The following is a 12,256-nucleotide window of genomic DNA, read 5'->3' as shown; positions in this document are numbered from 1 at the left end:
CACGCTCACCGCACGCGCCTGAAAATCAGCGACGTATTGATACCGCCGAACGCGAAGTTGTTGCTCATCACGTGTTCGGCGTCGATCGTGCGGCCCTCGCCGACGATGTAGTCGAGCGGCGCGCAGGCCGGATCGACATCCGTCAGATTCAGCGTGGGCGCATACCAGTTGCGCTTCATCATCTCGATCGTCCACCATGCTTCGAGCGCACCGCACGCGCCAAGCGTGTGACCGACGTAGCTCTTCAGCGAACTGATCGGCATGTGCGCGCCGAACGTCTGCGCGGTCGCGTGGCTTTCCGCGACGTCGCCGCGATCGGTCGATGTGCCATGCGCGTTCACGTACGCAATCGCTTCGGGCGGAAGCCCGGCGTCCTGAAGCGCGAGCTGCATCGAGGTCGCCATCGTCGCCGCCGTGGGCTGCGTCATGTGCGCGCCGTCCGAGTTGCAGCCGAAGCCGACGATCTCAGCATGAATGCGCGCGCCGCGCGCGAGCGCATGCTCGTACTCTTCGAGCACGAGCGTCGCCGCGCCTTCGCCGACGACGAGGCCGTCGCGCGCGACGTCGAACGGACGCGGCGTGAGATGCGGTTCGTCGTTGCGCGTGCTCGTCGCGTAGAGCGTGTCGAACACGGCGACGGCGGGGCCGGACAGTTCCTCGGCGCCGCCCGCGAGCATCAGGGTCTGCTTGCCGGTCGCGATCGTCTCGTACGCGTAGCCGATTGCCTGGCTACCCGACGCGCACGCGCACGACGTCGGCACGATGCGCCCCTTCAGGTCCCAGAACAGGCCGACGTTGACGGCCGTGGTGTGCGGCATCATCTGCACGTAGCTGTTCGACGTGACGTCGCCCATCGAGCCGGTTTCGAGCATCGTGCCGAACGCGCGGATCGGCTGCACCGATCCGGATGACGAACCGTAGGCGACACCCATGCGGCCGTCGCTGATCATCGGGTCGTCGACGAGGCCCGCGTCGGTGAGCGCCAGTTCGCTCGCGCGCACCGAATACATCGAGACGGGACCCATCGAACGCGTTTTCTTGCGCGGATAGTGCGAAGGCAGCGTGAATTCGGGCAGCGGACACGCGAGCCGCGTATGCAGCGACTCGAAGTAATCCCATTCGGGCATGCGCCGAACGGCGTTGCGGCCGCTGCGCAGCGCGGCCTCGATGCCGTCCCACGCGCTGCCGAACGCCGTGACGCCGCCCATGCCGGTGATGACGACGCGCTTCATCAGATCATCCCGCCGTTCACGCCGATGACCTGCCGCGTCACGTACGACGCCGCATCGGACATCAGGAAGCTCACCACGGAAGCCACTTCGGCCGGCTGACCGACGCGGTTCATCGGCACTGTTTTCAGCGCATGTTCGAGCGGCATGTCGTCGAGCATGCCGGTTTCGATCAACCCGGGCGCCACGCAGTTCACGGTGATGTTGCGCGACGCAAGTTCGACGGCGAGCGCCTTGCTCGCGCCGATCAGGCCGGCTTTCGCGGCGCTGTAGTTCACCTGGCCGCGATTGCCGATGACGCCGGACACCGACGCGATCGTGACGATGCGGCCGCCCTTCTTCGCGCGCACCATCGGCATCGTCAGCGGATGCACGACGTTGTAGAACGCGTCGAGACCGGTTTCGATGACGATGTCCCAGTCTTCTTCGGTGAGCGCGGGAAACGCCGCGTCGCGCGTCACGCCGGCGCTGCACACGATGCCGTAGTACGGTCCGTATGTGCCGACATCGGCTTCGAGCACTTCGCGACATACGGCGCGCTCGCGCACGTCGAACTGCAGCACGCGCGCCGTGCCGCCCTGCGCCGCGATGCCGGCCGTCACGGCCTCGGCTTCGCTGCGCCCGGTGCGGCAATGCACGGATACCGTGAAGCCGTCGGCGGCCAGCTGGTAGGCAATCGCGCGGCCAATTCCGCGGCTTGCACCGGTTACGAGAACACGCCGGCTCATGTGCTTAAGCTCCCTTCGATGAATGACTGAAAGTCGGTTGGCTGATACACCTTGATCACGGCCTGTGCGCAGCACACGCCATCGTGATCGATCGTGCATTCGTACGCGCCGTGACCTTCCTCGCTACGCAACAGTTCTTTCGCCTCGATCGTGAGGCGCGCACCCGCCGGAAATGCGGGTACGCGCGTGCTGTAACTGCGCGAGCCGAGCAGCACACCAGGACGCCCCCGGCCACCCGCACGCATCGCGAGCAGCGCGATGTGCGCGGCAATGGCCTGCGCCATCAGTTCGATGCCGATCCACGCGGGCATCGCGCCGTCGACGTCGGCGTACCACGCGCCGCTTTCGACGTGTGCGCTCGCGCTCAGCGCCTGGTCCGTGTACGCCAGCACGGCGTCGACCAGCAGCATCGTGCCGCGATGCGGCAGGATCGTTTCGATCGGCCCGAACGAACCCGGCGTCGCGCCCGCTTCCGGTTCGACGGGCATCGCGTGAAGGCTGGCGGTTGAGATATCCATCGCGTCCATTACCGTCCGAGAATCAGGCTGACGTTGCTGCCGCCGAAGGCAAACGAATTGCTCATCACGTGCCGCGGGCCGGCGGTGCGCGACAGATAACGCTCGCTCTCCACGAGATCGAGCGCGGGCAACGCGGCATCGGCCTCGCCGTCCCATACGTGCGCTGGCAGCGCGACATCATCGCGTGCGAGCGTGAGCCACGCGAAGCCGAGTTCGGTCGCGCCCGCCGCGCCGAGTTGATGGCCCGTGAGCGGCTTCGTGCCGCTCGTCGCCACGCCGTCTGCGAAAACACGCGACATCAGGTGCGCTTCCATGTCGTCGTTCTTGCGCGTGGCGGTGGCGTGCAGATTCACGTAGCCGATCGCCGACGGCGCCAGTCCCGCGTCATCCAGCGCGGCGCGCAACGCCATTTCGCCGCCGATGCCCTGTGGGTCCGGCGCGGAAATATGATGCGCGTCGCTCGATTCGCCCGCGCCCGCGAGCCGCACCGCCCCCTCGTCGCGGCTCATCAGGAACAGGGCCGCACCTTCGCCGACGTTGATGCCGTTCCGGTTGCGGCTCATCGGATTGCTGCGCGCGTTGCTCGTCGATTCGAGCGAGGCGAAACCCTGCACGGTCAGCTCGCACAGCGAATCCACGCCGCCGACGATCACCGCATCGCAAAGCTGCAGTTGCAGCAGCCGTCGCGCCGAAACGAACGCCTTGGCGCTCGACGTACACGCGGTGGAAATCGTGAACGCCGGGCCGTGAATGTCCAGCACGGCCGCCGCGAACGGCGCGACGGTGCCGATTTCCATCTGCCGGTAGTTGAAGCTCGCGGGCAGCTCGCCCGCCTGTGCCTGATGGACGAACGCGGTTTCGGCGGCATCGATGCCGGATGTGCTCGTGCCCAGCACGACGCCGATACGGTCCGCGCCATACCGTTCGCGCGCCGCCTGAACCGCGGGTTCGATCTGCCTCAATGCGGCGAGCAGCAGCCGGTTGTTGCGGCAGTCGTAGCGCGCGAGCGACGCGGGTGGCGCAATGTCGAGCGGCGCGCACGCGCGGCCGACGAACGCGTCGCCGATGCCCATGTGCGCGACGCCCATTCCGGGCGCGTGGCGCGCGGCCAGCGCCGGCACGATTGCGTCGAGATCCTCGCCCAGTGCGTTGATCATGCCGAGGGCATGTAAGTAAACCTGTGGCGCGCTCATGCAGCCCTCCTTTCATCCAGTGGCGGCATGCCGGCCGGCGCAAGCAGCACCGAAACGGCAATCCCGAGCGCCAACGTGGCGCCAAAACTTTTCAGCGCGGGCATCGCGCTCAACGCGAGCAGACCGAACGACAGCAACGTCGTCGATGCCGAGAGCAGCACGCCGGACCACACCGCGCCGAGTTCGTGCGGCGCGCGCATGCATCCTTCGCGCAGAAACACAGCATAGTTCGCGCCGACGCCAAGTACGAGCATCAGTGCAAGCCAGTTGAAGAGATTGAGCGGCACGCGCGCGTAGCCAAACACCGCAAGCGTCACGCCAACGGCGAGCAGAACGGGTAACGTCACCATGATGCCGCCACGCGGCCGGTAGCGCACCATCAGCAACGTCATCACGAGTACCAATGCGCCCGCGAGCCAGATGCCGCTATCCACGCGGTACTCGCCGAACAGCGACGACACGCTCGCCGCCTTGTCGACGAACACGACGCCCGGCAGCGCGTGCGCGGTCGCGATCAACGCCGCCTGGTTGTCGGGTGTGACGCCTTGCGGGATCACGACGGCGGCGTAACCGTGCGGCGCGCCATCCGCACCAGCATTGACACCGGCATCGACCTGACCGAGCCAGAGATACCGGTACGGCTGCGACCACGGCGCGGCGAGCCATTGATCGACCGTCAGCACGGACTGCCCGGACTGCGTCCACGCCTTCAGCCACGCATCGGCGACCTCGTCGCGAAAGCCGGCGTCGATCAGCATCGCGCGCAACGCGACGGGATCGTTGAATACGTGTTGCGCGAGCAGCGCGTGGTCTTCCCGCTGACGCTTCGCGGAAGGCACGAACGAAGTCACCGATTGCCAGCCGTTCGTTTTCAGCTTGCCCGTCAGCGCATCGAGACGCGTGCCGAGCGCTTCCGCGCGCTGCAACACCGTTTCGGGTGTCTCACCCCGCACGACGAAGAACTGCGCGCTGTTGTCGACACCAATCGCGTCGCGCACTTTCTGCTCCTGCGCGACGAGCACCGGATCGCGCTGGATCAGCAGATGAATATCGTCGTCGCTCGTGAGACGCAGCCAGCCCGGAATCGCGACGATCACGAGCAGCAACGCCACGCCCCACGCGCGACGTCCGCCGATTACGGCCTGCCATCGCCGAAGCAATGTGGCCGCGCCGCTGAAGAGCCGCTGCGGCGTGCGCTTCGGCGCATGCATCAGCAACGCGGGCAGGAGCCACAGCACCGATGCGAACGCCGTGCAGATCCCGGCGATCGCGAAGCAGGCAATCTGCCTCAACGCGGGAAACGGCACCCAGGCGAGGATCGCGTAGCCGAGCAGGCTCGTCGCGAGCGCAACGGTTAGCGCCGGGCGCACTTCGCGCGCGCCGCGCCGCGGCTCCCAGTCGCGAGCGCCGCCCAGGTACACGACGAAATACTGGATCGAATAGTCGACCGCCTCGCCGATCAGGCTCGCGCCGAACACGAGCGTGAGCAGGTGCAGCTTGCCGAACACCAGCATCGTCACCGCGAGCGCGCAGACGACGCCCAGCGCCGTCGATACGAAACCCAGCAGCAACAGGCGCGGCGAGCGGAACACCCACAGCATCAGCAACGCGATGCCGCACATCGACGCCACGCCGATCAGATGCACTTCGCGCTCCGATGCGGCGCGCGCGGATTGCGCGTAGAACACGGCGCCGGTGCGGGCCAGCGAGACGTCGGGCCATGCCGGTTTCAGCGCGGCTTCGCCATGTGCGACGGCGTCCATCACCGCACGCTGGGTCTCCGATTCGTATGCCGAACCCGGTAGCGTGGCGACGATCAGCACGCTCGTCGCCGCGCCCCGATGCGCGACCAGCAGGCCGTCCTCGATTTCCAGATTCGACGTTGCAAGCGGCAGGCCGGCCATCCAGTGTTGAAGCCAGCCGAATGGATCGTCGGCGACGGGTGTGGACAGGCCGCCCTGTACCGGGCTGTATAAACGTTGCGCAAGCGCGTCGTGCAGCGCGGTGGGACCGCTCGCGAGCGCGACGCGGTCGTCGGGTGCGAGCAGATTGAAGCGATACGGCAGATAAAGACGCGCGATCTGCGAAATATCGAACGGCGGCAGTTCCGCGATCACGGATGCAAACGCGCCGCTCTTCGCGAGCGTCGCGCCCAGCGCTTTCGCGGCGGCCTTCGCGTGCGTCGCATCGTTCGACGTGACGAGCAGCACCGTGCGGTCGCCCAGCGCGGCCGCGAGTGTATCGACGGCTTTTTCGGCGACGGGGTCCGCCTCGGTGGCGGGAAGCAGCGCGAGCAGGTTGGTCTGCAACGGCGAGCCGACCGTGAAGCGCCACACGCAATACAGCGACGCGACCACGGCAAGCAGCAGCCACGCGGCACGAATGCCCCATGTGTGCCGCGCGGCGCGCTGCTGCAGCACCTGCATTACTTCGCTCCCAGGAGCGTGAGGTCGGCCGGATCGAGTGCGTCGATGGCCTTGCTGTTCGCAAACCCGATCTGCGTGACGTCGCCGTTGGCGAGCGTGATGCGCAGCGTCTTCAGATAATCGCCGCCTTCCATCTGCAGCCCCTTGATGGACTGCGCAAGCTGCGGCTGGTTAGGGTTCAGCTGCATGCGCCATTGCGCGGGCGTGCCCTCCGCCTTCACGTCGAACTGCGAATAGAGCGCCGAGAGGTCGCCGCCCAGCATCGCACGCATCATCTTCGAAACCTGTGCGACGCCGCGCGCGCCCTGCGGCTGGCGGTTCGCGGTGACCGGCTTGCCGTTCGCGTCGACCTGCGTGACGCCCGCGTCGGTGATGACGTACGTCGCCTTGTAGGGTGTGTCGATCTGCCAGATCACGCCGCGCTCGCGGAAAAACACGAGCGAGCCCGTCGACACGAGCGGCCGGTTCATCGCGGACAGCGTCTGTGTCTGCGTGAACTGCGCGCGGATGCCCTTCGCCTGCGCGAGATGGCCGGCGATCTGCTGGACCAGTTGCGTGTCGCTTGCCGATGCCGCCTGCTGCGCACCCGCCGCGCGAGCGGGCAGCGACGGCATCGATAAAGTCAGCGCGCTCGCCGCTGCGAACACGTACGCGTGAAGTTTCAACGTGACCATGCGCGCTCCAGCCGTTCGAACACGACGGGCGGCGAGACGAACTGCAGTTCCTGCGTCGCCGCATCGACGGCCACCTGGATCGTGTGGCCCTTTGTCAGTCGCGTGCCCGTCACGCTGTCGACGATCTCGTAACCGATCTTCAGCCGGTTTTCATATTCGAGCAGCTCGGTGCGCACGTCGATGCGCTGGCCGTACGTGGCAGGTCGCACGTATTTCAGATGCGCCTCGACAATCGGCCACAGGTAACCCGAAGCGCGCATCTCGGGATAGTCGTAGTCGAACGTGCGCAGCAGCGCCGCGCGGCCGATCTCGAAGTACTTCAGATAATGGCCGTGCCAGCAGACGTCCATTGCGTCGACGTCATGGAACGGCACTTCGACCGTCGCGCTCGCCTTGAGCACCTTGCTGGATCCAGTCATGCGATGGACTCTCCGCGATAGCCGTCGATCAACGCGCAATCCATGATGCGCGCGGTCAACGCGCGCAGATCGGGTTCGAGTGCGCGATCTTCGCCGACGAACGGCGACTGCGCGCTCACCCGCCCGGCGAACGCGTGGAGCGGCGCGGGCACGGGCGTCGTTTCGTTCATGCGCAGGCGCAACTGCAGCGCCTGAACCGTCGCGAGCGTGTGCGCCGCCGCGACCTGCGCGGTCAGTTCGAGTACGCGCAGGCAGTCGCGCGCGGCGATCGTGCCCATGCTGACCTTGTCCTGATTGTGCGCCTCGGTCGAACGCGAGAAGACACTCGCGGGCATCGTCAGCTTGAGCGCCTCGGCCGTCCACGCGGACGACGAAATCTGCACGGCCTTGAAGCCGTGATTGATCGGCGCACGCGCGGGCGATGCGCCCGACAGGTTGCGCGGCAGGCCGTTGTTGAACTTGTCGTCGACGATGAGCGCGAGCTGACGGTCCATCAGGTCGGCGAGATTCGCCACGGCCACCTTCAGCGAATCCATGGCGAACGCGATGTGTCCGCCGTAGAAGTTGCCGCCGTGCAGCACACGCTCGCCGTCGGGATCGATCAGCGGGTTGTCGTTGGCGCTGTTCAGCTCGTTCTCGACGTCACGCCGCACCCACGACAACGCATCGCGCGCGACGCCGATCACGTGCGGTGCGCAGCGAATCGAATAGCGATCCTGCAAGCGATGCCCCGGCGTGTCGGCGCGGCCCGCCAGGTCCTCGCGAATCCACGCAGCGGCTTCCGCCTGGCCGGCGTGCGGCTTCGCCTCGAACAGCAGCGCGTCGAAATGCGCGGCGCGTCCGTCGAGCGCGACAGTCGAGAGCGCGGTGAGACGCGCGACAAGCCGCGTCAGATGATCGGCTTGCGCGAACGCGAGGCACGCGAGGCCGGTCATCACGGCGGTGCCGTTCATCAACGCGAGGCCTTCCTTCGGCGCGAGCCTGAGCGGCGCGTGGCCGAGCTGCGCCCAGACGTCCGACGCATCGCGCAACTGGCCTTCAAACAGCACGTCGCGCTCGCCGACCAGCGCGGCCGCGACATACGAAAGCGGCGTCAGGTCGCCGCTTGCGCCCACCGAGCCTTCCGACGGAATGCGCGGCAGCACGCGATGGTTGATGAGATCCGCGAGGCGTTCGAGCAGGACCGGCCGCACGCCCGAGAAACCATACGCGAGCGAATTGAGGCGCGCGGCGATCACAGCGAGCGTCTGCGCGTCGTCGAGATGCACGCCCATGCCGCAGCCGTGGTAACGCGTGAGCTGCAATGGCAACGCTTCGACGAGGTCCATTGGCACGTCGACCACGCATGCGTCGCCGTAGCCCGTGTTGACGCCGTACACCGTCGCGCCCGAGGCGAGATGCCTGCGCAGAAAATCCGCGCCGCGCTCGATGCGCGAGCGCCATGCCGGATCGTCGCTCAGCGCGACGGGCGCGCGACGCTCCGCGATCGCGACCACGTCTTCGATCGTGAGCCGGCGTCCGCCGATGACGATTGCGGTACCCGCGGCTTTTTTGACCGCGGGTTGCGCGTCGAGCGCGGCATCGTCGATCAGATCATGTTCGGCCATTCGCGCCTCCACCTGGGCGCGCCCAGAAATCGAAAAAATTGAACCATTGAAATGGCGCCTTGAGACAGTAGTGTTCGAGGCGCGTGGCGTAGCGCTGCGCCCAGGCAGCGAGATGCTGCGCACGTTCGCGGCGCGGCAGGTCGATGCGCTCCGCGAACGGTTCGAAATAAAGCCGGTAGCCGGACTGCTCCCGGATACAGAAGAACAGGTACACCGGGCAGCCGAGCGCATGCGCGAGCACATACGGCCCCTGCGCGAACGGCGCGGTCGCGCCGAGAAACTGCGCGTCCGTCGTGCGCCCTGTTTCGTGCGCCGGCACGCGATCGCCGACGATCACGAGCAGCTCGCCCGCATCGACGCGCTCCTGCATCATCATCGCGGTTTCCGGCCCGAAGTCGCTGACTTCGACGAGCCGTCGCGAGAAGTCGCTGTTCGACGAAGCGAGCACGCTGTTAAAGCGTCGCGCGTGTTCCGTATAGACAATCGCGGTCACCTTCGTGTGCCCGCCGCGCACGGCGAGCGCTCGCGTCATTTCCAGGTTGCCGAGATGCGCGCCGATCACGAGCGCGCCACGACCACTCGCGCTCAGCGCCTCGAATGCCGCGGGATCGTCGAAGCGCACGTCCTTCGCGCTGACGCGCCCCGACCACGCGGCGAGCTTGTCGAGGCCGGACTGCGCGAACGCCAGCATCTGCCGGTACGCGGAAAGCCAGCCTGGGCGCGGTGTTTTCGCGTCGGGCGACGACACCCGCGCGAGATGCGCGAAATAGTTGCGCGACGCCGCGCGCGCGGCACGACCCGTCAGCAGAAAATACGCGACCACGGGATGCAGCCACAACGAGGTGAAGCGCATGCCGAAGAGTCGGCAACTCAATGCGAGCAACAACATGCCAGGCTGGCTGCCGCGTTCAGCGATGCGCCACCAGTGCTGGTCACGCTTTGTATCGCCTGCGGCGTCGGTTTCGGCATCGGCGTCGGCGTCGGCATCTGCGTCGAACGAGGGCCGCGCGCGTCGCGGCATCACCTTGTGCGCGAGCAGCAACGGCAAGCGCAGCAGCATGCCCGCGACGAGCCGTACATGGCTCCAGCTGATACGCACGTTGTCCCATAGCACGTCGAAGTGCGAGACGCCGTCGGTCGCGTACGTCACGCGCGTCGGGATCGCGCGAAACGCGATGCGACGCCAGTGCAGACGCACGAGAATCTCGATGTCGAAATCCATGCGCGTGGGCAGTTCGACGCTGTCGATCAGCGCGCAGGCGACGTCGAGCGGATACATCCGGAATCCGCACATCGAGTCGCGAATCTCGAACGAGAGCGTTTCGATCCACACCCACACATGCGTCAGATAGCGGCCATACAGACGCGACTTCGGCACGCTTTCGTCGTACACCGGCCGTCCGAGTATCACCGCGCCGGGTTCGGCGCGGGCCGCGTCGATGAAACGCGGCACGTCGGCGGCGTCGTGCTGGCCGTCGGCGTCGATCTGCAACGCATGCGTATAGCCGGTCGCGCGCGCGGCGCGCAGGCCGGCCATCACGGCCGCGCCCTTGCCGCCGTTCACCGGCAGACGCAGCAGCGTCACCTGCTCCGCGTATTGCGCTGCGAGCGCGGCGAGCACACGCTGCGTGGCTTCGTCGCTGCCATCGTCGACGACGAAAAGCGGCAGGCCATGCACCACCAGATGCGCGACGGTCGAACCGATCGCGTCCTTGTGGTTGTAGATCGGAATCACGATGCAGGGCGCGAAGCTCATGCGCGCTCCCGGTACACGATCACGCCCGACGCGCATTCGCGCTCGCCAAGCCGGTAGGCGAACTGCACGCGCCGGCGCGCCGCGTCGTGCGAGAGCTTCAGGCTCAGCGTCGCGCCGGGCGGCACGGGCGCCATGAACTTCAACCGGTCCACCGAAGCGATGGCGCGCGCATCGGCGACATGTTCCGCTGCAAGACGAATCGCCCAGTCGACCTGCACGACGCCCGGCAGAATCGGCAAGCCCGGAAAATGGCCGGCAAAATGCGCCAGTTCCGGCGGCACGCGCAGGTCGTAATGCACTTCGTCGCCGGTGCGCGCTTCGGCGAGCACCTCGACGCCCTCGCTGCGCGCCTCGAACGCAGCGGCCACGGCGGCGGCCGGCAGCTTGCCGCGCGCATCGAACGGCAACGCGCTGCGAAACCGCCAGTGCCGCGGCAACACGACGACGTCGAACCACGCCGCGAGATGGCGCCGCAAGGTTTTCGCCAGCGCGAGCCGGCCTTCGCCGCGCAGCGCGGCGCTGCCCGCATCGGTGAGCGCGACGAGCGCGCCGACACGTTCGCGCGAAACGCCCGCGAGCGGCACGACCGCCGCCTGCGCGACGTACGGATGCAACGCGAGCCGCGCTTCGAGCTCGGGCAGCGAAAGCCGCTTGCCCTCGAGCTTGATCACGCGATCGAGCCGGCCTCGCAGACGGAACCGGCCGTCGTCGTCGAACGTGATGGCGTCGTCGGTGCGGTGCCAGCCGTCGTGATCGAGATGCGGCGAACGCACGTTGAGCGCACCGTCCTCATCGCGACGCACTTCGATCCCGGCCACCGGCTGCCACGCCTCCGATTCGCTTTGCTGCCGCCAGGCGATGCCACCCGTCTCGGTGCTGCCGTAGATTTCGATGGGTGCCGCCCCGAACGCAGCGGCGTATTCGCGCGCGGTATCCAGCGCCAGCGGGCCACCCGACGAAAAGATCACGCGCGGCACAGGCGCGAGCGTGGCAAAACCCTCAAGCGCGGGCCAGCGCGACAGTTGCGCCGGCGTCGACACCAGCACGGCGTTTCCGCCGCATCGACCGATGCGCTCCTGCAACTGCATCGGATCGATGCAGACCAGACGGTCGAACGCGCGGCCGGCGGCAAGCGGCCACAGCACGCGAAACAGCAGCCCGTAGATGTGATGATGCGGAACGCTCGCCAGCACCGTCGCATCGCGCACGGTTGCGCCCCACTGCGTTTCGAGCGTGTGTACTTCGGCGTTGAACTGCGCGAGCGTCTTGTGGATCGGCTTCGGCGTGCCGCTGCTGCCCGACGTGTAGAGCGTGAGCGGCGCAGCGGGATCGATGGTTGCGATCTGCGTGCCGGGCTTTCGTGGCTTTTGCGGGTTTCGTGGCGCTTCGGCAAAGAGCGCGTGCAGGCTGGCATCGGTCAGCACGGCATCGAACGCGTCCGAAAGATCGGCGAGGTAGCCAGGCGTCGCGTTCGCGGGAATCACGGGCTCCTTGCCCGCGGCGAGAAGCGCGAACAACGCACACGCAAAATCGTAAGCGTCGTCGACGCACAGCGCGTAGCGCGTCGACGGTTGCGCGCGCAACATATCCGCGAGGCTCAGGGCGCGCGCGCGAAACGTGGCGAAACCGGTCACCGTGTCGCCTTCGCGGCACACAGGGGTCGCGTCGGCGCGCACCGGTTGCAGCAGATCGTGCAGTGCGATCAG

At 67.2% G+C, this 12,256-nt stretch carries 10 protein-coding genes; all 10 read right to left on the bottom strand.

Annotated features, from left to right (window positions below; genetic code table 11):
• Nucleotides 1-5: 5 nt before the first annotated feature.
• From BLV45_RS03205 to BLV45_RS03160, 10 genes are read right to left on the bottom strand one after another with little or no spacing between them, the layout of a single operon-like run.
• Complete coding sequence (locus tag BLV45_RS03205) at nt 6-1,232, bottom strand: beta-ketoacyl-ACP synthase (RefSeq protein ID WP_090528863.1); 1,227 nt, start codon at nt 1,230-1,232, stop codon at nt 6-8.
• A complete protein-coding gene (locus BLV45_RS03200) occupies nt 1,232-1,957 on the bottom strand; it encodes a 3-ketoacyl-ACP reductase FabG2 (protein WP_090528859.1) in 726 nt (241 codons plus the stop codon). Before BLV45_RS03200 ends, BLV45_RS03205 begins: the two co-directional genes overlap by 1 nt.
• The gene (locus BLV45_RS03195) at nt 1,954-2,445 is read right to left on the bottom strand and encodes an ApeP family dehydratase (protein WP_090531006.1); all 492 of its coding nucleotides are present in this window, start codon (nt 2,443-2,445) and stop codon (nt 1,954-1,956) included. Before BLV45_RS03195 ends, BLV45_RS03200 begins: the two co-directional genes overlap by 4 nt.
• Before the next feature lie 38 nt (nt 2,446-2,483).
• Complete coding sequence (locus BLV45_RS03190; protein WP_090528856.1) at nt 2,484-3,668, bottom strand: beta-ketoacyl-[acyl-carrier-protein] synthase family protein; 1,185 nt, start codon at nt 3,666-3,668, stop codon at nt 2,484-2,486.
• Entirely contained in the window at nt 3,665-6,094 is a 2,430-nt protein-coding gene (locus tag BLV45_RS03185) for an MMPL family transporter (protein ID WP_090528853.1), read from the bottom strand. Before BLV45_RS03185 ends, BLV45_RS03190 begins: the two co-directional genes overlap by 4 nt.
• A complete protein-coding gene (locus BLV45_RS03180; RefSeq protein WP_090528850.1) occupies nt 6,094-6,768 on the bottom strand; it encodes a LolA family protein in 675 nt (224 codons plus the stop codon). Before BLV45_RS03180 ends, BLV45_RS03185 begins: the two co-directional genes overlap by 1 nt.
• Nucleotides 6,756-7,187, bottom strand: a complete 432-nt coding sequence (locus BLV45_RS03175; RefSeq protein ID WP_090528846.1) for an acyl-CoA thioesterase — start codon at nt 7,185-7,187, stop codon at nt 6,756-6,758. Before BLV45_RS03175 ends, BLV45_RS03180 begins: the two co-directional genes overlap by 13 nt.
• Entirely contained in the window at nt 7,184-8,794 is a 1,611-nt protein-coding gene (locus BLV45_RS03170) for an HAL/PAL/TAL family ammonia-lyase (RefSeq protein WP_090528843.1), read from the bottom strand. Before BLV45_RS03170 ends, BLV45_RS03175 begins: the two co-directional genes overlap by 4 nt.
• Nucleotides 8,781-10,550 carry a glycosyltransferase family 2 protein gene (locus BLV45_RS03165; RefSeq protein WP_090528840.1) on the bottom strand — a complete coding sequence of 590 codons (1,770 nt, stop codon included), beginning with the start codon at nt 10,548-10,550 and terminating at the stop codon, nt 8,781-8,783. Before BLV45_RS03165 ends, BLV45_RS03170 begins: the two co-directional genes overlap by 14 nt.
• Entirely contained in the window at nt 10,547-12,256 is a 1,710-nt protein-coding gene (locus BLV45_RS03160) for an AMP-binding protein (RefSeq protein WP_090531003.1), read from the bottom strand. The genes BLV45_RS03165 and BLV45_RS03160 overlap by 4 nt, the downstream gene beginning before the upstream one ends.

This window comes from Paraburkholderia sartisoli (genome assembly GCF_900107685.1).
GTDB classification, from domain to species: domain Bacteria; phylum Pseudomonadota; class Gammaproteobacteria; order Burkholderiales; family Burkholderiaceae; genus Paraburkholderia; species Paraburkholderia sartisoli.
The sequence above is the reverse complement of the archived record's forward strand: the minus strand, read 5'-3'. Positions and strand labels throughout refer to the sequence as shown.

Bases quoted from the DNA above. Each gene is read 5' to 3' on its own strand.
- BLV45_RS03195 (WP_090531006.1), bottom strand. From the start codon at position 2,445: ATGCCCGTCGAACCGGAAGCGGGCGCGACGCCGGGTTCGTTCGGGCCG.
- BLV45_RS03180 (WP_090528850.1), bottom strand. From the start codon at position 6,768: ATGGTCACGTTGAAACTTCACGCGTACGTGTTCGCAGCGGCGAGCGCG.
- BLV45_RS03205 (WP_090528863.1), bottom strand. From the start codon at position 1,232: ATGAAGCGCGTCGTCATCACCGGCATGGGCGGCGTCACGGCGTTCGGC.
- BLV45_RS03190 (WP_090528856.1), bottom strand. From the start codon at position 3,668: ATGAGCGCGCCACAGGTTTACTTACATGCCCTCGGCATGATCAACGCA.
- BLV45_RS03200 (WP_090528859.1), bottom strand. From the start codon at position 1,957: ATGAGCCGGCGTGTTCTCGTAACCGGTGCAAGCCGCGGAATTGGCCGC.
- BLV45_RS03185 (WP_090528853.1), bottom strand. From the start codon at position 6,094: ATGCAGGTGCTGCAGCAGCGCGCCGCGCGGCACACATGGGGCATTCGT.
- BLV45_RS03165 (WP_090528840.1), bottom strand. From the start codon at position 10,550: ATGAGCTTCGCGCCCTGCATCGTGATTCCGATCTACAACCACAAGGAC.
- BLV45_RS03170 (WP_090528843.1), bottom strand. From the start codon at position 8,794: ATGGCCGAACATGATCTGATCGACGATGCCGCGCTCGACGCGCAACCC.
- BLV45_RS03175 (WP_090528846.1), bottom strand. From the start codon at position 7,187: ATGACTGGATCCAGCAAGGTGCTCAAGGCGAGCGCGACGGTCGAAGTG.